Source organism: Paracoccus aerius (genome assembly GCF_014656455.1).
Lineage (GTDB): Bacteria > Pseudomonadota > Alphaproteobacteria > Rhodobacterales > Rhodobacteraceae > Paracoccus > Paracoccus aerius.
On record NZ_BNCL01000019.1, the window covers coordinates 1 to 26289 of the forward strand.

Sequence of the window (26289 nt, forward strand, 5' to 3'; positions counted from 1 at the left end):
GATGTTGTAGGTGGCGATCCGCACGGCCCTGCCCTTCCTCTCCCATCAGGTGCTCTGGCTTTGAGCCTCGTTACAGGCGCCGCTCGCAGCAGGGGCCGGGACGCCGTTTGCCGGCAGATTGTGCCGCACTTGCACCTGCAACGGTCGGCGCTTGCCGACGCCTCAATCTCGTCTTGCAATAAGCATATCCCACGGGTCCCCTCCCGAACTTGGCCCAATCGCATTCAGGTGGCAAAACCAGCCGGCACTGGCTACCCCTATCCCAAATATTCACATGACAAGGACAGAACGATGAAGCCGATGACGAAGACTGAGCTGCTTGCTATCCTAGCCGAGAAGTCTGGCATTGAGAAAAAGGATGTCTCTTCTGTCCTTGATGCGCTTTCCGAAGTTGCGACCTCGATCGTGGCCGAAGGCGGCGCCCTCACCCTTCCTGGCTTGGGCAAGCTAGCCTGCCGCGATCGTCCCGAACGACAGGTCCGCAATCCGTCCACAGGCGAGGCCATGACAAAGCCTGCCGATCGCGTGGTAAAGTTCACGGTAGCCAAGGCTCTGAAGGACACCGTCAACTCTTAATTGCTGCCGACAACGAACATGGCTTGCTCCCGCATGCAGAAGGGGCAAGCCATATCAGCCGAAGTAGATAACGGGTCCATTCGGGCCCGTCCCGCGCAACCCCAGATAATTGCCAATCGGCATCGATGGCTATCAACGGGTTTTATGGAATGGCCGGAGAATAATCTGCAGCGTTCCGCGGGCCGTGCAACCGATGGACATCATCGAAGCGAATGGCGCTTCGCAACGTCGCAACATAGGTCTGCATCGTCTTTCTCCCCGGAACACCCGCCAAGTTATTGCATTGAAGCAGAGAGAGTATCCCCCTCTGCCGCTTATATACTGAGCGGCAAACGGTCTGAGCATCGATCTGGCTCCGCAAACAGAACAGCGTCAGCTTAGTACAATCCCGCCATCCACGTTCAACGTCTGCCCGGTTACAAAGGCGCTGTCATCCGAGCAGAAGAACGCGACCGGACCAACAACATCGTCGGGGTCGCCGATCCGCGCCATCGCGGTCTTTGCCTGCCACGCGCCGCGCACCTCGGGATCGTCCAGGTTTACACGACCCATGTCGGTCAGGATAATGCCGGGACAGATGCAATTCGCCGTGATACCGAAAGGTCCAACCTCTTGCGCCAGGACACGGGTAAAGCCCATGACGGCAGCTTTCGAGGCCGAGTAATGCGCTTGCTCGGGCGCGCCATGCTTGCCGCCAATCGACGAGATATTGCAGATCCGGCCATAGCCCTGCGCCTTCATGACCGGCAATAGCGCCTGCACCACCAGGAAGGTGCCCTTGGCGTTCACGTCCATCACGCTGTCCCAGTAGTCCTCGGGGCAATGTTCTACATCCGAGGCACGCAAGATGCCCGCGTTGTTGACGACCGCGTGGACCGTGCCTAGCCGTTCCACTGCGGTCTCGACCATCGCCTGCACCTGCGTCTTGTCCGAGACGTCTGCGTGCAGCTCCTCGACCCGTCGGCCAAGTGCGCGCGCCTCATCTGCAGTGGCTTCCAGCGCCTCGGCCTGGGCCGCGATGTCGTTCAGCGCGAGGTCAAAGCCCCGCTGCGCCAGTCCCAAGGCGATGGCCCTGCCGATGCCGCGGCTAGCGCCCGTCACCAAAGCGATCTTTCCGTTTGCAGTCATCTTCAAGTCCTTTCAGATTGCCGTATAGCCGCCGTCCACTGTCAGCACGATGCCGGTCACATAGGACGCCGCATCGGAGGCGAGGAATGCCACGGCGAGCGCGATCTCGCGCGGCTCGGCCAGTCTTCCCATCGGCGTGCCGGTGATCCAAGTGTTGAACCATTCGGGCTTAGACCGGCCCAGCAGGGTCAGTTCCGTTGCCGTATAGCCAGGTGCAACCGCATTGACGCGGACCTTTCCTGCCCACTCCACCGCCAGCGATTTTGTCAGCAGGTTCACCCCGGCCTTTGCCGCGTTATAGGCAGCTTGAGGCTGGGGATGGACAGTCACTTCGCCGCAGATTGAGCTGATGTTGACGACCGCACCCTTGCCCGCTGCGACCATGTGGCGGCCAAAGGCCCGAGAGGTATGAAAGACCCCGTGCAGGTTCACGTCCAGCACGCGGCGCCAGTCGGCCAGGTCGACCTCCAGCGAAGGAGCGTTCATTACAATGCCGGCGTTGTTGACCAGGATATCGGGCGCACCGTGTCGGGCGACCAGATCCGCCGCAGCAGCTTCGGCCGCCTCAGCGTCAGTTACGTCCAACGGCAGCGCTTGGCCCTCCAACCGCTCAGCCAGCGACATGGCGGCGGCCTCGTCCCGGTCCACCACGACGACAGTGGCGCCCGCCTCGGCGAGAACCTCCGAGATAGCGCGACCAATGCCCGCAGCCCCACCAGTGACGACCGCCAGCCGTCTAGTCAGGTCGTATTCACGGATCATGCCAGGGCTCCCTTCAAGGCAGGATAGAGCGCCAGGTAGCGCTGGTAGATGTCCTGATACATCGCAGTCTCGCGTGGACGGGGATCGATGCTGGTGCCGGGACGAACCATGGCGGCAATGCCATCGTCGATGTCGGAAAATCGGCCGGCGCCATGCGCCGCCAGCACCGCCGAGCCCGTCGAGGGAGCATCAGCTGATGCGGGAATGCGCACCGGCAAACCGGCGGTATCGGCGTGGATCTGCATCCACAGAGGCGATGCGGTCGCCCCTCCGCCAACCGTGATCTCGGTCGAGGCATAGCCGCCGGCCTGAAATGCATCCAGGATCGCGCGAGTGCCAAAGCCAATCCCTTCCATGATGGCGCGAAACACATGATGCGGCTCATGCGCCAGCGTCAGACCGACAATGGCGCCGCGGCTCAGGGGGTCGGTATAGGGCGTCCGATTACCCTGAAAATGATCCTGCACAATCAGCCCGTCGGAACCGGGTTCCAGCGCCTCGGCCTTCCGGTTCAACACGGCTAGATCCAGATTGCCGCCGCAGAAGCGCCGCAACCAGTTGATGATCGAACCGGTCGAGGTCTGCCCGCCTTCAACGATCCAGCGGTCAGGATAGACGATATCGGGATAGGCGCCCCATACGCCCGGAGCATGCAACGGCGCCTCGGTCACGCCAAACTGCAGATGCGAAGAGCCGGTGATCAGGGCAAGCTGGCCGGGCTTGGCCACACCCAATCCAATCATGCCGATCAGCGCGTCGGCCCCGCCCTGCACGACCTTGACCTCTGGCCGCAGTCCAAGGGCCTCGGCCGCCCGGGGGGTGAGGGTGCCGACGACGTCACCAGGGGGCACCACGCGGTCTGGCCACTTCTCGGCCAGATCCTCGATCCCCAGTGCGGCCAGAATACCGCGCGCCCATCCGCCGTTGCGGCTGGAATAATGCCAGCGCAGGCCCGTGTTGTTCAGGCTCGCGCAGCGTTCCCCTGTCAGGCGGAGGGTCAGAAAGTCCTGGTATTCGCAAATGGTATGGGCCGCATCATAGACATGCGGCTCGTTGCGCTTCAGCCACAATGCCTTCGGGATCATCCACTCGGCCGAAACGGGCCCCTGCCCCGACCCATTGATTGCCAGCGCCGGATCACCAGTGGCTAAAACTGCATCGGCCTCCGCATTGGCGCGGACATCCATCCACATTAGTGCCGGGCGCAGCGGATTGCCGTCCTGGTCCAGCGCGACAACGGTGCAGCAGGTGGTTGCGAAGCACATGGCCTCGATCTGGGACGCGTCGATCCCGGCGTCTCCGACCGCCCCTACCGTTGCTGCGACAAGCGCATTCCACCAGTCCTCGGGCGCTTGTTCCGCACGGGCGCCAGAGGCGAAGCGGGTTTCATAGCTGACCGCCTTCTGTCCAAGGCATTTACCCGACAGGTCATAGACGCGCGCGCGCAAACTTTCGGTGCCGCCGTCGGCGGTCAGATAATAGGCCATTCTCTCCTCCCGTTCGCCTCGCGCCGGTCCTCAGGCCAGCTTGCGAAAGGCCTCCAATGCCTTGCCGGAATACATGATCGCCGGGCCGCCGCCCATTTCCACCGCGACTTCCAGGGCCTCGATCAGATCACTTTCGGTCGCACCGTGGCGCCTGGCCGCGTCGAGGTGATACAGGATGCAATCCTCGCAGCCCTTGGCGACCGAGATGGCGACGGCCACTAGTTCCTTCTGCGCGGCACTGAAGCCGCCCGCTTGGGTCGCTTGACGGCTGATTGCGGCAAAGCCCTGCATTAGTGCGGGCGCGGATTTCGCGAATGCGCCAAGCCGGGCCTTGGCCGCGGCAAGATCGGCAGGGGTATCAGCCATGTTTGCCTCCGTTCAGGATGAAGTCGGCCAGCTCGCGCGGGGCGTCCCATTGCGGCATATGGCCTGTGGGCAGGAAATGTGCGGCGACGTTCAAGGGCAGGTTCAGTGCGTCGGTCGCCGCGACAATCCGGTCGTCGGTCCCGAACACCGCCGAGACCGGCAGATCCAGTTGCGCCAAGGGCCGCAGGATATCGATGCGCTGGCGGCCGTCCGGAGTCGCAAGCTGCGCGGCCAAGTCCTTGAGCCGTCTCCGTGCCATCTCCCCTGCCATCTGGCGCAACGCTGCATCGGACAGCGCGCCGCCCTTCGGTCCCAGAAGGCGCAGCAGATGCGCGACCTCTCCGGAACTGTCGGCTTGCGCCATGCCATGAACGAAATCCGCTCCAATGCGGGGGCCGCAGCCTGCGGGTGTCAGCAGGACCAGCCGCGCAACGCGAGAGCCGAGCCGGGAAGCCGCCGCCACCGCAGCCGCCGCTCCGAGGCTATGGCCAACCAGCGTCGCGCCGGCGGGCAAGGTCTCAGCCAGCCGTGTCACGGCATCAGCCAGGGCAGCCAAGTGCGGCCCTTCAGCCTCGGTCGCGCCATGGCCGGGCAGATCCAGCGCCACAGCGGTATGGCCTGCCCGCGCGATGGCGGCCGAGAGTTGCGCCCAAGCACTGCCATCCCCCGCAAAGCCGTGGACCAGCAGATGCACCCGACCGCCGGTGCCCGTAATGGTATAGGCCACTCGGCCCACCGGGGTCTGCAGCCATTGCAGATCGCCTGCGGCAGGAGCAGCACCCCCCGACAGACGTTGGACATCGGCACGCTCGATACGGCCCCGCCGCCCGGTGCCGGTGATCTGGTCCAAGGCAATGCCATTCTGCCGGGCTAGTCTCCGAGCCAGCGGCGTTGCCCGCAGGCGGTCCGAACTTGCGCCAGGACGAGGAATTGCCGGAACCGGCACCGTTGCATGGGCGGTTTCCACAGCAGCCTCGCCGGCAACCTCCTCGACGCGGCCCTCGACTTCGGCGATAGGTGCCCCGACCGGCAGCTTTTCACCGGGCTGCGCCAAGATACGCAGCAAGCGTCCCTCGTAGAGTGCAGGCACCTCGGCCACGGTCTTGTCGGTTTCGACCTCAAGGATCGCGTCGCCACGGGCATATGCCGCGCCCTCAGCCACCAGCCAGCTCGAGATCACGCCTTCGTCCATGGTCTCGCCCAGCTTGGGCATTCGCAGGATCGACACCGGCGTAGCCTCTTCGGCGACGGTTGCCTCGGCGGGCGCCGCATTCTCGTCGGCCCAGTCTGCCTCACTGAAGACTTTGGCGCGGGCAATCGGCTTACCGACCTCGATCCTGTCACCGGGGCTAGCAAAGGTTTCTTCCAGCATCCCATCGCCCAGAGCAGGAAACTCGACCACGGTCTTGTCGGTCTCCAGCTCCAGGATCGGCTGGCCGCGCTTGAACGCCTCGCCCGGCGCGACCATCCAGCCGACGATCACGCCCTCGTCCATGGTCTCGCCGAGGCGCGGCATGGTCAGGGTCAGGCTGTTCATGCCGCCACCCTTGCGCCTAGTAGCTTGCGGGCTGTCTCGAGGATCAGTTGTGGTCCGGGCACCGAGCCGGTTTCCAGCGCGGTCGAGACCGAGATCGGGATATCCTCGCCAGCAACGCGGACCACCGGGTCTTCGAGATAGTCAAAGCACTCCTCGGTAATGCGCGCCGAAAGCTCGGCCGCAACGCCGGCGGTCATGACACTTTCGCTGACCACCATGGCGCGGCCTGCACGTTCGACATGCTCGCGGATCGTGTCAAAATCCAGCGGGTTCAGGGTGCGCAGATCGATGACTGTCGCCTCGATCCCGTCCGCCGAGAGTTTCTTCGCCGCCTCCATGACATAATGCAGCTGCCGCGAATAAGTGACGATGACCAGATCCTTGCCCTCGCGTCGGACGGCCGACTTGCCCCAGGCCAGAGGCTCGGCGTCGAGATCGACCGTCTCCTTCATCGTGTAGAGTGCCTTGTGCTCGATGAAGACGACCGGATCGGGCTTGGTCAGCGCCATGCGCAGCAGGTGATAAGCGTCTGAGACCGTGGCGGGCATTGCCAGCCGCAGGCCGGGGGTGTGCATGACGTAAGCTTCAAGGCTCTGGCTGTGCTGGGCACCCGCCGAGCGGCCGGTGCCGCCTTGGGTGCGCAGGACCATCGGCACGCCGATCTGGCCGCCGAACATGTACCGGATCTTGGCGGCCTGATTGCCTAGTTGGTCCATCGTCATGCCGATGAAATCGACATACATCAGCTCGGCCACCGGACGCAGTCCCGCCATCGCAGCGCCAACCGCCGCGCCGATGATCGCGGGTTCTGAAATCGGCGTGTCAATGACGCGTTCGGCACCGAATTCCTTGATCAGCTCCTTGGTGACGGCATAGGCGCCGCCGTAGCGCCCGACCTCTTCGCCCATGATGATCACGTCGGGGTTCTCGCGCATGGAGTCGATCAGCGCCTGACGCAGGGCGTCGCGGTAGGTCAGTTCCTGAAGTGCCATTTTCTCTTACCTTTCAGGCGCGGGCCAGGATGCGGTCGATGCGGACCCGGACCGGCTCGGGCTCGGGCTCCTCGGGCGCATAGACATCGCGGAACATCGTCGATAGCGGCGGTTCGGTCTGCGCGACGGTGAAGTCGATGGTGGCGTCCATCTCGGCGTCAATCTGGGCATCCAGCGCATCCAGTTCGGCAGCATCGGCCAAACCGCGCTCCAAGAGGGCCGCACGGGCAAAGGCTACCGGGTCCTTCTGGCGGCCCGTTTCCTCCTCAGTCGCATCGCGGTAGGGGGACTTGTCCTTCCGCGCATGGCCGTAGAAGCGATAACAATCGACAACCAGAAAAGCTGGCCTGCCTTCGCGCGCACCAGCAACCAGACGCTCAGCCGCCTCGGCCACAGCCTCTACATCCAGCCCGTCCACGGTCTCGGCCACCAGCCCAAAGGCATGGGCACGCTCATGCAGCACGGCATTCGCAGTCGCCTGGTCGATCCGCGTGCCCATGCCATACTGGTTGTTGATGCAGACGAAGACGCAGGGCAGCCGCCAGAGCGCGGCCATGTTCATGCTTTCGTAAAGGATGCCCTGCCCCGTTGCCCCGTCCCCAAAGAATGCAACTGAGATCTTGCCGGTCCCGTGGTGCCGTGCGGCCAAGCCCGCGCCGATGATTGCGGGGATGCCGCCGCCGACGATGGCATTGGCGCCCAAGTGCCCCAGCCCCATGTCGGCGATGTGCATCGAGCCGCCCTTGCCGTGGCAATAGCCTGCTTCCTTGCCGCCGATCTCGGCCATCATGCGGTTGGGATCGGCGCCGCGTGCCAGGAAAATACCATGGCCGCGATGGTGAGTGGTGAAGGTGTCGCCATCCTGCATGTGGGCGCAGAACCCGGCCGCCGCGCTTTCCTCTCCGATGGAGAGATGCAGCATCGATCCTGCGGACTGGCCGCGGACGAACAGCTCGCCCACGCGTTCCTCGAAGGTGCGGATGCGGCGCATGGTGCGATAAAGCTGCGGCAGGTCCGTGTTGGGCCTGGCAGGTGCAGCGTGAATGGCCTCGGGCTTGGTCATCCCATACTCCGTCAATTAGAGAAGATTGAGCTTTGTGCTGCGCGACACGATCGCGACGGCCACAAGAATGATCGCGCCCTTCACGATGGACTGGATGTAGGTATCCATGCCCATCAGGTTCAGGCCGTTGTTGATGATGCCGATGAACAGCGCGCCGAAGAAGGTCCCAAGAACAGTCGCCGTTCCGGGGCGCAGCATCGTCATGCCGATGAAAACCGTGGCAAGGCCGTCCAGCAGGTAACGTTCGCCCGCGTTAGGTTGCCCCGAGCCGAGCCGCGCAGCCAGCAGGGTGCCCGCGATCACCGCGAACAGCGAGCAAACGACCAGCGACGCGGCGCGATAACGGCGCACCTGAACGCCGGACAGTTCGGCCGCCTTCTGGTTGCCACCAACGGCGTAGACGTAGCGGCCGAAGACCGTCCGCTCCATCACGAACCAGGCTAGGGCGACCGCGCCCAGCATGAAGAAGGCCAGAACCGGGATACCCAGGATCCTGCCCTGTCCCAGCCACAGATAGGCCGGCGGCAGACCCCCATAGATCGCGCGACCGCCTGTCATTAGAAAGTTGATGCCGAAGAGGATCGACCCTGACGCAAGAGTTGCGATCAGTGAAGGAATGCCGACGATCGTGACAAAGAAGGCGTTCATCAGCCCGACAGCCAGACCCGCGCCAAGTCCCGCCAGCAGTGCCAGGGGCAGGGGCGTGCCCGCGACCAGCAGCAGGGGCACGAGCACGCCTGCCAGGCCGACGGTGAACCCGACCGACAGATCCATCTCGCGGGCGGCGAAGCCGAAGGTGAGACCCGCGCCCACGATGGTCAGCATCGAGATCTGCTGAGCGATGTTCAACAGGTTCTGAGAGGTCAGGAAACGGTCTACGGTCAGGCTGAAGACGATGAACATCAGCACCAGCACGACAAGGGTACTGTAGCGCTGGACGTGATCCTTGCGGACGATGCCCAACACCATGTCGTGGCGGGCGGGGGCAGCGGCGCCAGAGGCGGTATCGCTCATGCTGCGGCTCCTGAGATGGCGGTGATAAAGGTGCTTTCCGAAAAGTCGGCGGCGTGGATTTCCGGCCCAGGACCTTGTCGGACGAAGGGGATGACGCGATGCGCGACGGATTCGATTTCCAGAAGGTCAGACGAGGCAATGATGATACCCACGCCCTGCCCGGCCAGCCTGCGCATCTCGGCATAGATCTCGGCCTTGGCGCCGATATCCACGCCCTCGGTCGGCTCGATGAAGATCATCACGCGATAGCGGTCGGACGCACCGTAAAGCCACTTCCCGATCGAGATCTTCTGTTTGTTGCCGCCCGACAGCTCGCGCAGCAGTTGGCGCGAGGAATGTGCCTTGACGTTCATCAGTTTCATGACGCGGCGAGCCTCGGTCTCCTCGCGCCGGGGTGACAGAATGCCGCCCGCGATGGTGCCGTGGTTGGGATGAACCATCGACAGGTTCTCGCGCAGCGTCCATTCGCCGATCAGCGCGTATTCCATGCGGTGATCCGGCACCAGGGCAATGCCAGCGTCCTGCATCTTCCGGGGCGGGCCCAATTCAGTTGGCTTGCCAGCGATTGTCAGTGTCTGGCAGCGAGCGCCGGCGGGATTGTGCAGCGATCGGGCAAAGCCGAAATGCCCGGCGCCTGTCAGACCAATCAGGCCCACGATCTCGCCAGCCCTCAGGCTAAAGTGCGGGACATGGACAGCCCCGACATGCCAGTCGCGCACATCCAGGACCAGGGGCGCATCAGCCTGTGTGGTGGATGCAGCGGCCCCCCGCAGTTGCGCCCCACCCGTGCGGCGCAACATCAGTTCGACCAGTTGGTCTTCGGACAGGGCCTCGGCAGGTTCGGAACAGATATGGCGGCCGTCGCGCAACACGGTGATGCGGTCAGACAGCGCCTTGATCTCGGACAGGAAGTGGCTGATCAGCACGACCCCTACGCCCTGCGGCGGCAGGGACCGGATGATCTGCCATAGCTGTTCCTTTTCGCGCGCGGGCAATGTTGCCGTCGGCTCATCAAGGATGACGATCCTGGGGCTGCCGCGCAGGGCGCGGACGATCTCGATCACCTTGCGGTCTGCCATCGGCAGTTCCGCAACCGGCCGATTCAGATCGATCGAAACCTTGGGAAACCATTGCGACACCAGTTCGGCTGCATGGCGCTGCAGCGCTCCCTTGCGGATAACGATGCCTGCCAGCTTCGGCTCATGACCAAGCAGGATGTTCTCGGCACCATTCAGGCCGGGAACAAGGCTGCCTTCCTGGCTGACATGGGCAATTCCCTGCAACAGGGCGTCATGGGGAGACGACAAGCGAACCGCCTTGTCCCCGATCATGACCTGTCCCTGACTGGGCTGCAGGCTTCCGCCTAGAATGTTGACCAGCGTCGATTTGCCGGCGCCGTTTTCACCAATCAGGCCATGGACCTCATTGTTTCGAAAGGTGACGCTTACGCCATCCAGCGCACGAGTGCCGGGGAACTGCATCACGATGTCTGCCAAGTGGACGTCCATGGTTCTGCCCTTCACATTGAGAAGCCGGGGCCGATCAGGCAAACCCATCCGTCACGCAGCGGCAGGCTGCCTGCGCAGGGATCGGCCCCGGTTCATGATGGTTACTGCAGAAACTCCTGGCAGTTCTGCTTGGTGATCAGCGGCGCGTCCATGTAGACGGTCTTCGTGGGGATCACCTCGGCGGCAGGCTTGCCGTCGACGACGATAGCCTGGATCCATTCTGCGATCTGGCCGCCCATCTTCTCAAAAGGCTGACCCACGGTGGCGATCATTTGGCTTTCGGGCTTGCAAACTTCGGCCACAGCCTGCGGATGACCGTCAATGCCGATAACCTTGACGTCGGTCAGACCCTGCGCGTTCAGCACGTTCACCACCGCTTGCGCCGGTTCATCCCAAGGCGCCCAGACCGCGTCGATATCCGCACCGAAGCGGGCCGCGTAATCCTCCATCGTGCGCGAGGTGTCCTCGAAGAAGGCATTGTAGTCGATGTTGTGCTCGGCCAGCACCTTTACGCCCGGATACTCTTTCAACACCGAGGCCATGACGTCTCCGCGTTTGCGCGTCCCGTGGTGCTCGGCCATGCGGAAGAAGACGAGATTGCCTTCCCCGCCCATCTGGTCGAGCAGATAGACCGACACATCCGAGGACATTGCCCAGTTGTTCGTCGTGACGTCCACGACGATGCCCTCCACATAGCCGGAGTCCGCGGCAAAGACCGGGATGTTGGCTGCCTTGGCTGCATCCAGGGCCGCGCGGCTGGCGCGCAGGTCGGCCATGGTCATCACGATCGCATCGACGCCGCGGCTGGCCGCATCCTGAATGTTCGAGGCAGTCGCCTCGCCGGACCCGCCGCTATCGAGATAGCTGACGTTCCAATCGGTCTTGCCATTCTCCTCGATCCAAGCCTCAAAGCCCGCCTTGGTCCGCTGGTCGGACTGAGCGGCGGCATTGGAATGCACCATCGCGATCTCGAGTGCGCTTGCCGCTCCCGCCGCGCCCAACAGCGCAGCGACAGAACATGCGACCGCAATACCGGAAATCCGGTTCCTCATCTGCAAATTCCTCCCTTTGCCAGCTATCTGAAAGGTTCCAGTGCTGGAATCTGGTTTGCCGGTCCTCTTCCGACAGACGAAGCATGCAGCAGAGGATTACAGTTGTCAACAGCCGTGACATTTGTCACGACACGGATCAGAGTGGGAGACAGAATGCTGGTGAACGGAGCCGGAATGCAGGAAGACGATGTGATGATGTCCCGTGCCGCCTGGCTCTATTATGTCGGGGGTTTGAATCAGGAGGCGACGGCCAAGCGCCTTGGAACAACACGGGCGCGAGTGAACAAGCTTCTCTCCGATGCGCGCGAGGCGGGTCTGGTCAGCATCACGATCAATCCCTCGAATGTCGGCCTGCTGCCCGTGGAAGAAGCGATACGCACGAAATACGGGCTGGAGTTCTGCATCTGCACCCCTGCCCTGCGCTTTGACACGCAGGCAAAGCATGATGAGGCCGTGCTGGCGCCATTCGCTTTTCGCGCTGTGGGCTCAGCAGCCGCATCCCACCTGCGCAGACATCTGTCGGAAACCCCGCAAGCAATAATTGGCACCGGATGGGGCCGCACCCTGGAGCAGATGACGCTGCAAATGGCCGGAGTCAGTGCCCCCAAGGCTAGGTTCATCAGCCTGATGGGATCCCTGACGGCAAATTCCGCCTACAACCCATTTGAGGTCGTTCACTCGCTAGCCAAGACATCAGGCGGCGAAGGCTACTTCCTTCCAGTGCCGTTTATCGCTGATACGATTGAAGCGCGCGAGGTGTTGGTCTCGCAGCAATCCGTGCAGCACGCGCTAAGTTTGGCCAAGGCCGCGACAATGGCTTATATTTCTTTGGGCGAACTGCGTGAAGACTCCTTGCTGCGACGTCAGAACATGATCACCGCACACGAACTTTCCGAGCTCCGTGAATGCGGAGCGGTCGGAGACACAAACGGTTTGTTCTTCAACGCAGCTGGCGCAGCGGTTGACCATCCGTTGAATCATCGGACCATCGGCTTGGGGCTGGAAGATTTACGCAACATATCGACCGTCGCGCTGGTAGCTGGGGGCAGCAAGATCAACGCGGCGCGTGGATTTTTGGTAAGCGGTATTGCTAGGGGACTTATCATTGACGGAGATACGGCACTGGAACTGATCAGTGCGTCCTAACCGCAAAGCATGCAGCGCTGACCGTAGAGTTTCCACACAGCCTAAGCTCAAACTCGCTCTTCTCCGGCCCGCATCCTCAGTCTTCCGGGTGCTGCTCCAGGGCAGTACGGGTTTTATGGAATATCCTTTCATTTCCCAAAAACTCCGAGGTCGTCGAGAGATCCATACCGGACATCACACCAGCCCGATTACTGTCCCATCTTGCAGCAGAACGACATCCTGGCCAACCACTACGGCAGGTGCGCGTCAACGGCACCAGGTGTGCCCAGAGCTGCGGTCACCCGCTGCCATTCGCCTTCGTTTCCCGGCAGCCCCAGGCGGAGCCATGTTCCGGAATATGGAAAGCGGCGCGTCCAGATGTGATGGCACGCGAGGGCACCCTGCGCCTGTTGCGCATTGGGGGTGTTATAAAGGCGGAACAGAAGGGTACCGCCTGCTTGGATCCAACCGGCGCTTGCAGCCAGGCGATCGAGCCTTTCGGCTTCACCGGAAAGACGCCTGACAGTCTTATCACGCCAGTCCCGGTCAGCAAGCGCCATACGTCCGATTTCGAGCGCAGGACCTGAGACCGGCCAAGGGCCAGCGAGCGCGGACATCCGCCGGATCACATCTGCGCCCCCGTAAACAAAGCCAAGCCGCAGCCCGGCAAGCCCCCAGAACTTGCCGAAAGACCGCATAACCAGCAGACGGTCGGAGGCTTTAGCAACAAGGCTTTCTGCCGGGACCGAATCCGCGAAGCTTTCATCAACGACCAGCCTTCCGACCGACAGGCTGAGGAGGCTCTCCTTGCGGCAGGTCCGTCCGTCCGGGTTGTTGGGATTTACGACGACCGCAAGATCGGCGCCGGACAGTTCTTCCAGCCGAGCCACCTCCTCGACATGCCAGCCCGCCTGCCGCAGGCAGGCCGCGTGCTCGTTATAGGTCGGGGCGAGCACGCGGGCGAGGCCGGGTCTATCCAGCAAGGGGATCATCTGGATCGCCGCCTGCGCGCCTGCCATCGCGAGCCCCGGGGCGGCGGTGCCGAAGGCCGTGGCGGCGGCCTCCATCAGGGCGGCCGTCGCGCTTGCCGTGGGCAGGCTGGTCCATGCCCCAGGGGAAAGCCGGGGCACCGGGTAGGGCTGGCGGTTGATGCCGGTGGAAAGGTCGACCCAGTCCCCCTGCCCCCATCTCGCCTGTGCTTCGTCAAGGTTTCCGCCATGGTCGCGCATCAGGATGCTCCGGTGATGATGGGAAGCAGCGACCAGACCATCAGGCCAGCTGCCAGCAGAAGCATGGCCCGCCTATAGAGCCCGAGCCCCTGGGTCACCGATGCCGGCGAGGGATCCGGCGCGCCCTCGTTGAGCCAAGGCTCGGGGGCGACATGGCCATCGTAGATCCGGGGGCCGGATAGGCGCACGCCCAAGGCTCCGGCCATGGCACCCTCGGGCCAGCCGGCATTCGGCGAACGGTGCCGGCTTGCGTCACGCAGCATGACTTGGCCTGCGCGCAGGGGGTTGCCGCAGACAAGCGCGAACAGCACGCCGGTAGCCCGTGCAGGGATCAGGTTCACCAGGTCGTCCAGTCGGGCCGAAGCCCAGCCGAACTGCAGATAGCGCGGATTGCGATGGCCGATCATGGAGTCCAGCGTGTTGATTATCTTGTAGACGGCAATCCCCGGCAGCCCGGCCACCGCGCCCCAGAAGACCGGCGCGACGATGCCGTCCGAGCTGTTCTCGGCCAGGCTTTCCAGCGCGGCGCGGGCGACGCCAGCCTCATCCAGAGCATCGGGATTGCGTCCGACGATCATTGACACGGCGTGCCGTGCGGCAGGCAGTTCCCCTGCAACCAGCGGCTTTGCAACCGCCGCGACGTGGTCCTGCAGGGAGCGCATCGCGACGAGGGGCCAGGCAAGGCAGCCACTCACGAGAATACCCGGGACACTGGCGGGCAGCAAAGCTTGCGCAACGGCAGAGGGCAAAAGGGCTGCGGCGATGCAGATAATAAGGACCAGCACCCCCATCGGCTTTCCGGGCGCGGCGGCCCGGTTGAGTCTTTCGTCGAGTGAGGCGATCAGATGTCCTGCCCATGTCACCGGATGGCCAATCCGCGCATAAAGCCAGTCCGGCCAGCCGATCAGCCGGTCAAGGGCAAGCGCCACCAGCATCATCGCGGGGAAATCAGCAATCATCGCTGCCGAACTTCAGAAAGCCGACAACCCCGGCAGCCTCCAGCACAGAGGCCGCATCAGGCGGAACCTCTCCCTTCGGGAAGATCAGGCCGCGGGCCGAGCCGGTATGCGCCATAAGGAAACCCGTCGCCCCAAGGTGGCGGGCCAGTCCTTCCGTTGGATCGCCCGCCGGTCCCCGCATCTTCAGGCAGCGCCGAGCGCTTTCAGAGGCTAGCTCGGCGAAGGCGTTCAACTTGCTGGCTCGCTGCCAATCCGAGACGATATCCGAGACATCCGGGAAATCCACGTCGGCGGGATCGGTGGAACAAGGCAGACCAAAATAGCCACCGACGATCTCGTGGGCAGGTAGTGCAGGCAGTTGCTGCAGGATGCGACCTTCGCGGGAGGCCCAGAGCAGACGTTCGGGACGGGTGAAAGCAAGCGGGTCCGAAGCCCCTTCCTCAGCTACGCAGGCCGCCATGAGGCGCCCTGCCGGCCCCTGCCAGCCATGAAGCAGGGCCGCCGCGATCAGCCGGGCGGTCGAGATGCCTGTGCCGGCCCCTGGAGGGGATAGTGTCGAGACGACCACCTCTCCCTGTCCGGCAAGCCCTAAGGCCCGCAGGAATCCGGAAAGTGGATTGGCCTCCTGCCCGCCCCTGTAGCGGAGTTCCGCCCGCAGTCCGGTCCTCGAGCAGGGAACCGTGATCAAGCCGAGCGCGCCGTTCGGCCCCAGCCTGCCCTGCACATATTCGCCGAAATGGCCGCGGATGCTGACGGTCCTCATGGCTGCCAATTGACCTCGGCAACGGACCAGTGGCCGTGCGGTCCGACGTAGAACCGGGTCAGCGACAGGGGCGCCACATGGAACGACAGGGCGCCGGCAACTGACCCAACGGCAAGGGCAAGCGCCGCCCGAACGGTGCCTGCATGGGCAATGACGATCTGTGTGCCCCCTGCGCGGGCAAGATCCAGAAGGGCGGGGGTTGTCCGGGCGCAAAGGTCCCGAAAGCTCTCGCCCTGTGGGGGGCGGTGATCGGCCAGAGCCTCGGGGGCCAGGGTGCCAAGGTCGGGGATTGCTGTATGGTCCAGGCCTTCCCATTCCCCGAAGTCCTGCTCCCACAACCTTTCGTTCGTCCTCACGGCCAGTCCCGGCATCAACGCCTCGGCGGTCATCAGACAGCGCCGGGCCGGCGAACTGGTCAGCATTGCGCCTTCCGGAAGGCAGGCCGCCAATGCCGAAAAGCCCGCTTGGTTCGACAGATCCGCCGGCAGGTCAAGGCGGCCGGCAAGGCGCCCGGCCCCTGCCACCGGAGCATGGCGGATCAGGAACATCTCAGCATGGCGAAGTTCAGACACTGCCCACGGCTCTCCCGTCAGTTTCATTGTCCTGTTTACGCATGGGCGCCGAGCGTGAGCAGCATCGCCGCCTCGGCGACCTGCTGGCCTGCCCCCAGCACATCGCCGGTCTGTCCGCGGAGCTTCCTCCAAGCGATCACAGCCAACACCGCTACCGCAAAGGCCGCAACGCCAAGCGCGGTCCAGCCCTGCGGCAGGAGCAGCATCGGCAATCCCCCCAGCAGGGTTGCCAGGATAACGCTTGCAGTACCAACGCCCTTGCCCTGCGCTCCAAGCCCGTCCGGGCGTGCGGCCGGCAGCCATGCCATAAGCGCGGCCGGCGCCACGCGGCTGGCCATCGCAACGGCGATCAGAGCACCGATGGTCTCAAGCTCGGCAAGCGTCGCCAGTCCCAGCCAACGCAGCCCGAGCGACAGGATCAGCCCGACCGCCCCATAGCTGCCTATCCGGCTGTCGCGCATGATCTCAAGCCGCCGCTCGCGCGTGGTGCCGCCCCAGAAGCCGTCGCAGAGATCGGCGAACCCGTCCTCGTGCAGCGCCCCAGTCGTGATGACCTGGGCGGCAAGCGCAAGCCCGCCCGCGACCGGTGGGGACAGCCCAAGCGCCAGAGCCGCCACCATCACCCCGGCTGCAATAAGACCAACCGGCAGACCGGCCAGGGGAAAGGCCCAGGCCGCCGCGTCCAGCCTAGGAACGGGGTCGCGCAGGCGTCCGAACGGCACGCGCGTCAGCAGGATGACCGCTAGCTGCATCTCGGCAAGGCGCTGCCTCATGCGCCGCTGATCCCGGCGTCGGCAAACGTGGCCATACCATTGTGGCAGGCCAGCGCCGAGCGCGCGATGCCAAGGGCCAGCACCGCCCCCGACCCCTCGCCAAGCCGCATGTCGAAATCGAGGATGGCCGTCCTGCCCATGGCCGACAGCAGCTTCCTGTGTCCCGGCTCGACCGAGACATGGCCGACCAGGCAATGATCGAGAAGCCGCCGGTCCGCCGCGAACAGGGGCGCAACGGCGGCGGTGCAGATGAAACCATCCAGGATTACCGGAATGCGGGCAGCGCGTGCGGCAAGAACCGCCCCGCAGATCGCCGCCTGCTCGCGGCCGCCAAGGGCCACAAGGGTTTCAATCGGGGCAAGGCCCGGATGGCGCGCAAGCCCGCGCGCGATCGCATCAATCTTGCGCCGGACGCCGTCGTCGTCCGAGCCAGTGCCCCGGCCTACCCAGTCCGCGACCTCGCCTCCGAACAGCGCAGCACAGAGCGCCGCAGAAATGGTCGAGTTGCCGATGCCCATCTCGCCCAGGGTCAGGATGTTGGCTTGCGGATCGACGGCGGCCGCGCCACGGTTCAGGGCATCCAGCGTCTCGGCCTCGGTCATGGCCGGGCCGGCGGTGAAGTCGGCGGTCGGACGGTCTAGGTCCAGCGCGATCACCGACAGATCGGCGCCATTCACCCGGCAAAGCTGGTTGATCGCCGCACCGCCTGCCTCGAAGTTGGCCACCATCTGCGCGGTGACCTCCTGCGGGAAGGGGTTGACCCCCTGAGCGCAGATCCCGTGATTTCCGGCGAAGACAAGCGCCTGCGCCTTGGCGATCCTTGGCCGGTCATTTCCCTGCCAGGCAGCCATGAACAGCGCGATCTCCTCAAGCCGGCCCAGCGAGCCGGGCGGCTTGGTGAGGCTGTCTTGGCGGCGCGCGGCGGCGGCGCGGGTGCCTTCGTCGGCGACGGGCAGGGTGTCGGCGAGACGGGCGATCTGGGCCAGCGTTTCCAGCTGCATTATTTCACTTTCATGGGGAGGCCGCACACGGCCAGGATGACCTCGTCTGCGACCTGCGCGACCTGCTGGTTCAGGGTCCCCGCAGCGTCCCGGAAGATCCGGGCAAGCCGGTTCTCGGGCACAATTCCGGCGCCGACTTCGTTGGTGACCAGCACTACGGGCGCAGCCTGCGCGCCAAGCGTCTCGACCAGTCGGGCAGCTTCGACCCGCCAGTCGCGCCCAGCCAGGATCAGGTTCGACAGCCACAAGGTCAGGCAGTCGACCAAACGGGGAGTCCCGTCCGTCAACGTCAGCGCAGTGCAAAGATCCAGGGGTTCCGCATGAGTGCGCCAGGCCGCGCCTCGCCGCGCCTTATGGGTGGCGATCCGATCTTCCATTTCTGAATCGAAGGGCTGCGCGGTGGCAATATAGATCGCAGCCTTGCCAAGCGAGAGTGTCCGGCTCTCCGCGATCGCGCTCTTGCCTGACCGGGCACCACCTGTGACAAGGATGATCGATCCCATGAACATTCTATCCCGTGGTATTTCTGGCTTGGCCGCCGCCAATCACACCGTCATTTGCAAGATGGCGCGCAATCGGCGTGAGCTCGAGATGATGATTTCGTCCAAGATGACCGGATCCTGGGCATTGGTGGACATGGCTGGCACCGCCGCAGCGATGGCCAGAACGGATAGCGACGAGAGCCGCATGGTTCCCTCCCCGATTGGCCCGATGGGCCGCATGACAATCTGCCTGTGGGGATGCACCCGCAGACGGTTTCATTGTCACCGCTGCGGAATTGCCGCTCCTCGGACGCACCCCGCGCCGCGGATGGGTGATCGTCGAGGCAGGTCTCCTGACTTGCGGATCATCGCTCCGGCCAGCCTTCCCATGCCCGAAGACACAGTGGCAAATTGACCGTCGCTCACCGCTTACAGTTGCGGGGGCAGTCCGGGATTTGCCTGCAAGAGGCGCACCCGGTTCCCACATTAAGCCGCTCTCGCGGCACCACGACGCGTCCGTTCTGCGCCGGGCACGCTCCGGCTGTCAAGGCTGCTCTGCAGCCCTCCCAAGGCGTGCTGCGCGACCCTGCTCTTGCAAGCGAGTGACATTTCCCACTAGGCCATGCCGGAAGCCCTGAGGAGCCTTGCCATGGAACTGACACTCGTCGGCATCGGGACCGGCAAGCCGGACCATCTGACCCTGCAGGCGGTCGAGGCGATCCGGGCGGCTGACCTCCTGCTGATCCCCGAGAAGGGCGAAGGCAAGCAGGAGCTCGCGGACCTGCGCCGCAGGATCGTCGCCGGTTGCGTCGAGGATGACGGCGTCAGGGTTCTGTCCTTTGCCATGCCCAAGCGAGATCCCGCAGTGCCCGACTACAAGACGCGGGTCAAACTCTGGCATGATGCCATCGCGCAAGCCTGGCTTGATGCGCTGGCCCCTTATCCTGAAGCGCGGAAGATCGTGCTGCTCGTCTGGGGTGACCCGGCCTTGTTCGACAGCACGCTGCGCGTTGCCGAGCGGATCAGGAAGGCCTGTCCGCTAGAGCTGAAGGTCGTGCCAGGCCTGACGTCGCTGCAGGTGCTTGCCGCATCCCATGCCATCCCACTCAACCGCCTGGCAGAGCCGTTCCTAGTGACCACCGGCAGGCACCTGCGCGAGCATGGCTGGCCCGAGGGCATCGATACGCTTGTGGTCATGCTCGACGGCGAATGTTCGTTCACCACGCTCGATCCGGCTGGGGTTTCAATCTGGTGGGGCGCCTATCTGGGCATGGAAGGTGAAATCCTCGACCAGGGGGCGCTGTCAGAAGCCGGCCCGCGCATCGTCGAGGCCCGTGCCGAGACACGGGAACGGCGGGGCTGGATCATGGACATCTACCTGCTGCGCCGCGAGACTTCCTCCGCAAGCGCGCCGTAGAGGATCAGCGTTGGGGCTATCGAACGCGTATTCGCGCGGCAAAGATCGACCAGCTTGCCGATCGTCGCCCGGTGCAGCGCCTCCGCAGGGGTGGACACGCCGGCCGCCAAGATCGCCGGAGTCTCTGCCGGAAGTCCATGCGCAATCAGATGGGCAGCAAAGGCCGGAAAGGTGGCGCGCGCCATGTAGACGGCCGTGACCGCATGCGGGTCGGCCAGTGCGGCCCAGTTCAGATCGCCAGGCAGACCACCGGTAACATCATGCCCGGTCACGAACTGCACCCGTCGCGCGGTCAGGCGCCGGGTCAGCGGGATGCCCGCAGCTGCAGCGGCCGCAGCCGGAGCCGTCACGCCGGGAATGACCTCGTAGCCAATCGTAGCGGTGTCAAGAGCCGCGACCTCTTCCTCCAGACGCCCGAACATGCCCGCATCGCCGGATTTCAGCCGCACCACGCGGGCGCCCGCTGCCGCGTGGTCCACCAGCAGGCGGTTGATGTCATCCTGCCGGGCTGAGGCCCGGCCTGCGCGCTTTCCGACTGAGATCAGCTCTGCATCCGTGTGGGCAAAATTGAGGATCGGCCCCGAGGAAAGGTCGTCGTAGAGCACGACCTCAGCCGCCTGCAGGCGCTTCATGGCCCGAATAGTCAACAATTCAGGATCGCCGGGACCGGAGGACACGAAGCTGACAAAGCCCGCCTCTCTCATGACACCTCCGAGATCAGGTGGAAGAACGTGCCGGTGACGTTCCCCCGGCGAGAGCCTGTTTCCGGGACAGCATTGCCATCCGCATCGAGAACCTCGGCGAGAGGGGCGTCAGGCTGCAAGAGGATGGTGGAATAGTGGAACTCATGGCCGAGCAGCCTCTGGCCGGCGCCCTGGCCCGGCAGCGGAAAAAGGAGCCTCGCCTGTCGATATCCCAGATGCATCCTGCGGGTCGCGTAGCTCGTTTCCAGGCCCAGCAGCCCCGCCATCCGATGGATTTGCCCGTCTGCGTCTGTCAGGCTTACGCCAAGCACCATGTATCCGCCGCATTCGCCATGGACGGGCCTGTCCCGGGCAAAATGCCTCAGACCCGCAAGGAAGCTCTGTGCCCCGGCCAGGCGGCCCGCGTGAAGTTCCGGATACCCGCCGGGCAGCCAGCAGCAATCGGCATCCGGCGGCGGCTCATTGGCAAGGGGGGAAAAAGCGAGGATCTCCGCCCCGGCTTCTCGCCAGCCGGCAAGAAGATGCGGATAAGCAAAGGAAAATGCCTCATCCCGCGCCAATGCGATCCGCTGGGCTGGCGGGCGGATGCGCCTTGGCGGCTGCAGGGACCTGCCGCCCGCCGTCAGCGCGCGAAGGGCCGTGAGATCAACATGCGCGCGCAGGAAACCGGCATAGCCGGCGATCGCCGCATCGAGGTCCGGATGCTCGACCGCCTGGACAAGCCCGAGGTGACGTTCGGGCAGCGTCAGATCGCCACGTCGAGGCAAGGCCCCGAATACCGGTATGCCGGCGTTGTCCAGGGCCAAACGGCACAGCCGTTCGTGCCGGGGCGAGGCGACCCGGTTGAGGATGACCCCTGCGACTTGCACGTCCTGTCGGAAGTGCCGCAGTCCCAGGGACAGCGCGGCGACGGTTTGGGCATGGCCGGACACGTCCATGACCACCACCACCGGCCAGCCCGTCGCCGCGGCGATATCCGCCGTCGATCCGTTGCCAGAGGCCCCTGTCTGGGCCACCCCGTCAAACAGCCCCATCGAACCCTCGGCGACCGCCATCTCGCCCGGCAGCCCAAGCTGGTCGGCCAGCAACCCTGGGTCCATCGCCCAACTGTCGAGATTGCGGGAATCCTCGCCGCAGGCGGCGCGATGGAAGGCCGGGTCGATATAGTCCGGTCCGCACTTGTAGGGACGAACCTTTACCCCGTCCTCGGCAAGGCAGCGCAGCAGGCCCAGCATCACCGTGGTCTTGCCCGCGCCCGAGCGGGGGGCCGAGACGATCAGCCCGGGGATCGTAGCCTGGTTCATCCCTTCACCGCATCGGCACGGCCGGCACGGAAGCGGCGGTCGTAATCAGCCGCGTAGAGCCGGCTCTCGTCGAAGCCTTCGGCCGCCAATGCGCGGCCCACGAGGATCAGCGCCGTCCGCTCCATCGTCTCGCCCACGTCGGCGGCGATGGAGCGGAGCGTCCCCCGCACGATCCGCTGGTCCGGCCAGCTCGCCCGCCAGATCACGGCGGCAGGACAGTCCATGCCGTAATGCGCGCCGAGTTCGGCGGCGACCTCCTCCAGCCGGTGGATGGACAGATGGATCGCCAGCGTCGCCCCGGTGGCTCCGAAGGCGGCAAGCGTCTCGGCCGACGGCATGGGCGAGGCGCGGCCCGAGGTCCGGGTCAGCACCACACTCTGGGCGATGCCCGGCAGGGTCAGTTCCGCCCCCAGGGCGGCGGCGCCCGCCGCAAAGGAAGGGACGCCCGGCGTGATGTCATAGGGGATGCCCAGCTCCCGCAGCCGGCGCAACTGCTCGCCCATGGCCGACCAAACGGACAGGTCGCCCGAGTGCAGGCGCGCCACGTCCAGCCCCCGAGCGTGGGCGGCAACAATCTCGGCCATGATGCCGTCGAGACTCATAGGCGCGGTGTTGATGATTCGCGCGCCTTGGGGACAGTGCTGCAACATCTCTTCCGGGATCAGGGACCCGGCGTAAAGGCAGACAGGCGAGGCCGCGATCAGGTCCCGCCCCCGCAGCGTGAGAAGGTCGGGCGCGCCGGGGCCTGCGCCGATGAAGTGAACGGTCATGGAACGTGCCTTTCGGACTGGGCAAGGGCGGCAGTGACGCATCCGTCGGCCGAAATCACGCGCGGCTCGACAAGGCGTGCACCGGGGCCGGCAGCGATAATGGCGCAAGCCTCGGCAAGGCTGCCGGTCCCGAAGCGGGCCAGGATGCGGGGGCTGCGGGTGGGCGTGCTTACGCTCAGCAGCATAGCCTCGGGGATCGGGACGAGCCTGAAGCCGGCCGCCTGCAGGCTGGCCACGACGGGATGGGCCTGCCGGAAGGCAGGCACGGCAAGCGTCAGCGGGGGCATGACCTGCAACTGCCGGAACAGGTCCTGAACGCCTTCAAGTTCGGCTGCTGCCCGCAGACCAAGTCCGACCACTCTCATCGTGTGACGCTCCATTGCACCACCGGATAGCTGGCCTTCCAACCGCGCCTGCTGCCCAGTGGCGCCGCTTGCGACAGCTCGATCCGAAGAAGCGTGCCCCCAAGCCGCGCTTGCGCACCGGCAATCAGGCTTTCGGTTTCCAGTGTGACGCCATGGGCGACGATGCGGCTCTTGGCGGGAAGGATTGACCACAAGGCGTCCAGCAGCGGAGCGTCCAGACCGCCGCCGATGAAGACGGCATCGGGCGCGGGAAGGCCGGGCAGAAGCGCCAGCGCTCGACCCTCACGTATCTCGAAATGCGGCACCCCGAGGGAGCGGGCGTTGACACGCGCCCTTGCCGCGCGGATCGGATCGCGCTCGACGCCCACGGCGCGATTACGGGGATGGGACAGAAGCCACTCGATCCCCACCGAGCCGCTGCCTGTGCCAAGGTCCCACAGCAGTTCGCCGGGATGGGGCGCAAGCGCGGAAAGAGCCAGGGCGCGCACCGGGCGCTTTGTTATCTGGCCATCATGATCGAAAAGATCATCCTCCAGACCCGAGGAATGCGGTAATCCCTTCCCACCCCGGACCTCGACGGCACAGGCGACAAGGTTCTCGCATTGCGGCAGCGCCTCCTCGGCGAGATATCGGCGGACACGCTCTCTAGGGCCACCCAGATGTTCCAGCACGTGCAGCGTGGAGGCGCCAAAGCCGAGCGAGGTCAGGTAACCCGCCAAGGATGCGGGCGCTGATCCATCCCTCAGGGTGACGATCAGCCTTGCACCGTCGGATAAGTGTCGGCGCAGCTTCTCGACCGGTGCGGCGTGGAGGCCGAGGCACAGAACCTCCTCCAGGCGCCAGCCGAGGCTCGCGGCGGCCAGGGACTGCACAGAGAGGGCGGGATAGGCGCGCCATTCCCCGGGTTGCAGTTCCTGAGCAAGGCTGCCGCCCGCGCCGTGCCAGAAGGGATCACCGGAAACCAGCGCGACCACCCGCTTGCCGCGCAACGTCAGCAGGGGCGCCTGCGAAAACGGCACCGGCCAGGGCGACTTGCAGGCGTGGTCCACCATCGCCAGGTGGCGCGGACTGCCGAAGACGACTTCGGCCCGTTCCAGCGCATCACGGCTTGCCTCGGACAGATCCTTCAGGCCATTTTCCCCAATGCCGATGATCGACAGCCACTCAGCCATTCCGCCCACCCTCATCCTGGGCGGCACCACCGAGGCGAGCCACCTTGCGCAGGCCATGGCCGATGCGGGCCTGCCCGCGATCCTGTCTTATGCCGGACGGGTTGCAAGTCCCCGCACGCATCCGGTGCCCGTCCGCAGCGGCGGCTTTGGCGGGGCCGAGGGGCTTGCCGCCTTCCTGAAGACGAACGGCATCGGTCAAGTGGTCGATGCGACCCATCCCTTTGCCGCCCGGATCAGCGGCAACGCCGCGCTCGCCTGCGCTGCCGCCGGGGTGCCGCTCTGCGCGCTTGAACGGGCGCCCTGGATAGCCGAAGCGAGCGACGACTGGACTCATGTCCCGGACATCGAAGGAGCCGTGGCCGCCTTGGACGGTCCCGCCAAACGGGTGTTCCTGGCGATCGGACGACAGCATCTTGCCGGCTTTGCCCATCTCGGACAGCATCGTTTCCTGGCCCGGATGGTCGATGCGCCCGCCGCGGACTTCCCCCTGCTGGGCGCCGAGGTGATCGTCAAACGCGGTCCCTTCAAGGTTGAGGACGACATGGACCTGATGCGCGTGCATGGCACCGAGCTGCTGGTCGCCAAGAACGCGGGCGGGGCTGGAGCCGAGGCAAAAATTCTTGCTGCCCGGGCACTCGCCGTCCCCGTCATCATGATCGACCGGCCGGAACTGCCCGACCGTCCCCTGCGCCGGACTGTGACAGAGGTCATGGACTGGCTTCATGCCCGCCTCGGCGTATAGACGAAGCGCCCGACTTGCCGAGTGGCTGACGAGCCGAGAATGACCACCGTGCGCATGTCCGCCATCTCAGCGCGTGCCTCCCGCAGAGGCACCACGTGGATCTCTTGCAGAGGGGTCGAGACCGCACGGGCGAAGATCATCAGGCGTCCAGACTCGGCGCGTGCTTTCAGCAGGTCCAGCACGGATGCAAACTGATGCGGGCGCGAGGCCGAGCGCGGATTGTAGAAGGCCATCGCGAAGTCGGCCTCCAGCGCCAAGTGTACCCGCCTGAGCACCAAATCGAAGGGCTTGAGGTTGTCCGACAGGTTGATGGCGCAGAAGTCATGACCCAAGGGCGCGCCGGCTGCGGCAGCGGCAGCCAGCATGGCCGTGATGCCTGGCAGGACGCGGATGTCCAGGTCGCGCCAAGGGGCGGGGCCGCTCTCGACGGCCTCGAAGACCGCCGAGGCCATGGCAAAGACGCCGGGATCGCCCGAGGATACGACCACGGCGCGGTTGCCTTTCGCCGCAAGCTCCAGCGCGTGCCGGGCGCGGTCAAGCTCGACCCGGTTGTCGGAAGGGTGCAGGCGCAGGCCGTGGCGCGGGGGAATGCGGGACACATAGGGGATGTAGCCGATGACGTCGGTCGCCCCATCCAGCGCCTCCGAAACCTCGGGCGTGACCATCCCCTCGGCGCCGGGACCAAGACCGGCGATAACAAGAGAGCCCGTCACGGCCTGCGTCCTTGTCCATGAACCAGCACGATCGAAAAGTAGGGCACCGGCCCTTCGACTTCCGACAACATGCGAACCCGCTCCTCGGCCATGGTGCCGTGCTCGACCAGCCATGCCTGATCCACCCTGCCTGCGGCCTGCAGTGCCGCGCGCAGGCGCGGCAGGTTGCGGCCGATCTTCATGACAACCAGCGCATCGGTATCGCGGATGCGCCGCGCCAACTCATCAGAGGGCAAGGTCGCCGGCAGAACCGTAAGGATGTCATCGCCCCAGGTGATCGGGAGGCCCGTGGCGGTCCAGCAACCGGCCATGCCGGGAATGCCCGGGACCACCTCCACCCGCTCGCGCGGGAGGCGGGTATAAAGATGCATGAACGAGCCATAGAAGAAGGGATCTCCCTCGCACAGCACGACCAGGTCGTCATCCTCGGACTGCCGCAGAAGCTCAGCCGTCCAATGCGCGTAGAAACCTGCAAGCGCGGCGTTGTAGCGCGGGTCCGAAACGGGGATCTCGGTGGTTACGGGATACTCCATCGCGATCTCGACCGCCTGTGACGGAAGGAGCCCCTCGACAAGCCTGCGCGCCACGCCCATGGCGCCCGCCTTGCGGAAGAATGCCACGCGCCGCGCACGTGTCAGATAGCGATGGGCCTTGACGCTCATCAGCTCGGGGTCACCGGGACCGAGGCCGATGCATATGATCTTGCCGGTCAT

At 65.0% G+C, this 26289-nt stretch carries 29 protein-coding genes and 1 riboswitch; of the genes, 4 read left to right on the forward strand and 25 right to left on the reverse strand.

Annotated features, from left to right (window positions below; translation table 11 throughout):
- The first annotated feature begins 291 nt into the window (after positions 1-291).
- Positions 292-576 (forward strand): HU family DNA-binding protein, encoded by a 285-nt coding sequence (locus IE224_RS16830; protein WP_229849427.1) that lies wholly within the window; start codon positions 292-294, stop codon positions 574-576.
- A 372-nt stretch (positions 577-948) separates the two neighbouring features.
- Here the strand turns inward: IE224_RS16830 and IE224_RS16835 are convergent, their stop codons facing one another.
- From IE224_RS16835 to IE224_RS16880, 10 genes are all read right to left on the reverse strand, one after another.
- Positions 949-1704, reverse strand: coding sequence for an SDR family NAD(P)-dependent oxidoreductase (locus IE224_RS16835; RefSeq protein ID WP_191312064.1), 756 nt, complete (start codon positions 1702-1704; stop codon positions 949-951).
- A gap of 12 nt (positions 1705-1716) precedes the next feature.
- Complete coding sequence (locus IE224_RS16840) at positions 1717-2466, reverse strand: SDR family NAD(P)-dependent oxidoreductase (protein WP_191312067.1); 750 nt, start codon at positions 2464-2466, stop codon at positions 1717-1719.
- Positions 2463-3953 carry an FGGY-family carbohydrate kinase gene (locus tag IE224_RS16845; RefSeq protein ID WP_191312069.1) on the reverse strand — a complete coding sequence of 497 codons (1491 nt, stop codon included), beginning with the start codon at positions 3951-3953 and terminating at the stop codon, positions 2463-2465. The genes IE224_RS16840 and IE224_RS16845 overlap by 4 nt, the downstream gene beginning before the upstream one ends.
- A 30-nt stretch (positions 3954-3983) precedes the next feature.
- Entirely contained in the window at positions 3984-4319 is a 336-nt protein-coding gene (locus IE224_RS16850; protein ID WP_191312071.1) for a carboxymuconolactone decarboxylase family protein, read from the reverse strand.
- Positions 4312-5856, reverse strand: a complete 1545-nt coding sequence (locus IE224_RS16855; protein WP_191312073.1) for an acetoin dehydrogenase dihydrolipoyllysine-residue acetyltransferase subunit — start codon at positions 5854-5856, stop codon at positions 4312-4314. The genes IE224_RS16850 and IE224_RS16855 overlap by 8 nt, the downstream gene beginning before the upstream one ends.
- On the reverse strand, positions 5853-6848 hold the full coding sequence (locus IE224_RS16860; protein ID WP_191312075.1) for an alpha-ketoacid dehydrogenase subunit beta: 996 nt from the start codon (positions 6846-6848) through the stop codon (positions 5853-5855). Before IE224_RS16860 ends, IE224_RS16855 begins: the two co-directional genes overlap by 4 nt.
- 13 nt (positions 6849-6861) lie before the next feature.
- Positions 6862-7911 carry a thiamine pyrophosphate-dependent dehydrogenase E1 component subunit alpha gene (locus IE224_RS16865; RefSeq protein WP_202380208.1) on the reverse strand — a complete coding sequence of 350 codons (1050 nt, stop codon included), beginning with the start codon at positions 7909-7911 and terminating at the stop codon, positions 6862-6864.
- Between the two features lie 15 nt (positions 7912-7926).
- Positions 7927-8925, reverse strand: a complete 999-nt coding sequence (locus IE224_RS16870; RefSeq protein WP_191312078.1) for an ABC transporter permease — start codon at positions 8923-8925, stop codon at positions 7927-7929.
- Positions 8922-10433 (reverse strand): sugar ABC transporter ATP-binding protein, encoded by a 1512-nt coding sequence (locus tag IE224_RS16875; RefSeq protein WP_191312080.1) that lies wholly within the window; start codon positions 10431-10433, stop codon positions 8922-8924. The genes IE224_RS16870 and IE224_RS16875 overlap by 4 nt, the downstream gene beginning before the upstream one ends.
- A gap of 101 nt (positions 10434-10534) precedes the next feature.
- The gene (locus tag IE224_RS16880; RefSeq protein ID WP_191312083.1) at positions 10535-11485 is read right to left on the reverse strand and encodes a sugar ABC transporter substrate-binding protein; all 951 of its coding nucleotides are present in this window, start codon (positions 11483-11485) and stop codon (positions 10535-10537) included.
- A 174-nt stretch (positions 11486-11659) separates the two neighbouring features.
- On the opposite strand from IE224_RS16880, the gene IE224_RS16885 reads away from it, so the two are divergent.
- Positions 11660-12631 (forward strand): sugar-binding transcriptional regulator, encoded by a 972-nt coding sequence (locus tag IE224_RS16885; RefSeq protein ID WP_191312085.1) that lies wholly within the window; start codon positions 11660-11662, stop codon positions 12629-12631.
- A 230-nt stretch (positions 12632-12861) separates the two neighbouring features.
- On the opposite strand, the gene cobD is transcribed toward IE224_RS16885, so the two are convergent.
- From cobD to IE224_RS16925, 8 genes are read right to left on the reverse strand one after another with little or no spacing between them, the layout of a single operon-like run.
- A complete protein-coding gene (cobD, locus tag IE224_RS16890; protein WP_191312087.1) occupies positions 12862-13839 on the reverse strand; it encodes a threonine-phosphate decarboxylase CobD in 978 nt (325 codons plus the stop codon).
- The gene (gene cbiB, locus IE224_RS16895) at positions 13839-14798 is read right to left on the reverse strand and encodes an adenosylcobinamide-phosphate synthase CbiB (protein WP_202380209.1); all 960 of its coding nucleotides are present in this window, start codon (positions 14796-14798) and stop codon (positions 13839-13841) included. The genes cobD and cbiB overlap by 1 nt, the downstream gene beginning before the upstream one ends.
- A complete protein-coding gene (locus tag IE224_RS16900) occupies positions 14788-15561 on the reverse strand; it encodes a propanediol utilization protein (RefSeq protein ID WP_191312089.1) in 774 nt (257 codons plus the stop codon). Before IE224_RS16900 ends, cbiB begins: the two co-directional genes overlap by 11 nt.
- Positions 15558-16160 (reverse strand): histidine phosphatase family protein, encoded by a 603-nt coding sequence (locus IE224_RS16905; RefSeq protein WP_191312091.1) that lies wholly within the window; start codon positions 16158-16160, stop codon positions 15558-15560. Before IE224_RS16905 ends, IE224_RS16900 begins: the two co-directional genes overlap by 4 nt.
- 8 nt (positions 16161-16168) lie before the next feature.
- Positions 16169-16906, reverse strand: coding sequence for an adenosylcobinamide-GDP ribazoletransferase (locus IE224_RS16910; RefSeq protein ID WP_191312094.1), 738 nt, complete (start codon positions 16904-16906; stop codon positions 16169-16171).
- On the reverse strand, positions 16903-17907 hold the full coding sequence (gene cobT / locus IE224_RS16915; protein ID WP_191312097.1) for a nicotinate-nucleotide--dimethylbenzimidazole phosphoribosyltransferase: 1005 nt from the start codon (positions 17905-17907) through the stop codon (positions 16903-16905). The genes IE224_RS16910 and cobT overlap by 4 nt, the downstream gene beginning before the upstream one ends.
- Positions 17907-18410, reverse strand: coding sequence for a bifunctional adenosylcobinamide kinase/adenosylcobinamide-phosphate guanylyltransferase (gene cobU / locus IE224_RS16920; protein ID WP_191312099.1), 504 nt, complete (start codon positions 18408-18410; stop codon positions 17907-17909). Before cobU ends, cobT begins: the two co-directional genes overlap by 1 nt.
- A 42-nt stretch (positions 18411-18452) precedes the next feature.
- Positions 18453-18629, reverse strand: a complete 177-nt coding sequence (locus IE224_RS16925) for a hypothetical protein (RefSeq protein WP_191312101.1) — start codon at positions 18627-18629, stop codon at positions 18453-18455.
- Between the two features lie 86 nt (positions 18630-18715).
- Positions 18716-18914: riboswitch (cobalamin riboswitch) on the reverse strand.
- Positions 18915-19038: 124 nt separating this feature from the next.
- On the opposite strand from IE224_RS16925, the gene cobF reads away from it, so the two are divergent.
- The gene (gene cobF / locus IE224_RS16930) at positions 19039-19806 is read left to right on the forward strand and encodes a precorrin-6A synthase (deacetylating) (RefSeq protein ID WP_191312103.1); all 768 of its coding nucleotides are present in this window, start codon (positions 19039-19041) and stop codon (positions 19804-19806) included.
- On the opposite strand, the gene cobA is transcribed toward cobF, so the two are convergent.
- From cobA to cbiE, 5 genes are read right to left on the reverse strand one after another with little or no spacing between them, the layout of a single operon-like run.
- The gene (gene cobA / locus IE224_RS16935; RefSeq protein ID WP_191312106.1) at positions 19764-20510 is read right to left on the reverse strand and encodes a uroporphyrinogen-III C-methyltransferase; all 747 of its coding nucleotides are present in this window, start codon (positions 20508-20510) and stop codon (positions 19764-19766) included. The two genes, cobF and cobA, sit on opposite strands and share 43 nt — an antisense overlap.
- Positions 20507-21814, reverse strand: coding sequence for a cobyrinic acid a,c-diamide synthase CobB (locus IE224_RS16940; RefSeq protein WP_191312108.1), 1308 nt, complete (start codon positions 21812-21814; stop codon positions 20507-20509). Before IE224_RS16940 ends, cobA begins: the two co-directional genes overlap by 4 nt.
- Entirely contained in the window at positions 21811-22584 is a 774-nt protein-coding gene (cobM, locus tag IE224_RS16945) for a precorrin-4 C(11)-methyltransferase (protein ID WP_191312110.1), read from the reverse strand. Before cobM ends, IE224_RS16940 begins: the two co-directional genes overlap by 4 nt.
- Entirely contained in the window at positions 22581-22949 is a 369-nt protein-coding gene (locus IE224_RS16950; RefSeq protein WP_191312113.1) for a cobalamin biosynthesis protein, read from the reverse strand. The genes cobM and IE224_RS16950 overlap by 4 nt, the downstream gene beginning before the upstream one ends.
- Positions 22946-24121, reverse strand: a complete 1176-nt coding sequence (gene cbiE, locus IE224_RS16955; RefSeq protein ID WP_191312115.1) for a precorrin-6y C5,15-methyltransferase (decarboxylating) subunit CbiE — start codon at positions 24119-24121, stop codon at positions 22946-22948. Before cbiE ends, IE224_RS16950 begins: the two co-directional genes overlap by 4 nt.
- Between cbiE and IE224_RS16960 the strand changes: the two genes are divergently transcribed.
- On the forward strand, positions 24093-24863 hold the full coding sequence (locus tag IE224_RS16960; protein ID WP_229849428.1) for a cobalt-precorrin-6A reductase: 771 nt from the start codon (positions 24093-24095) through the stop codon (positions 24861-24863). The two genes, cbiE and IE224_RS16960, sit on opposite strands and share 29 nt — an antisense overlap.
- On the opposite strand, the gene cobJ is transcribed toward IE224_RS16960, so the two are convergent.
- Together cobJ and cobI are read right to left on the reverse strand one after the other, a co-directional pair.
- Positions 24842-25576, reverse strand: a complete 735-nt coding sequence (gene cobJ, locus IE224_RS16965; RefSeq protein WP_202380210.1) for a precorrin-3B C(17)-methyltransferase — start codon at positions 25574-25576, stop codon at positions 24842-24844. The two genes, IE224_RS16960 and cobJ, sit on opposite strands and share 22 nt — an antisense overlap.
- A complete protein-coding gene (cobI, locus tag IE224_RS16970) occupies positions 25573-26289 on the reverse strand; it encodes a precorrin-2 C(20)-methyltransferase (RefSeq protein WP_191312119.1) in 717 nt (238 codons plus the stop codon). Before cobI ends, cobJ begins: the two co-directional genes overlap by 4 nt.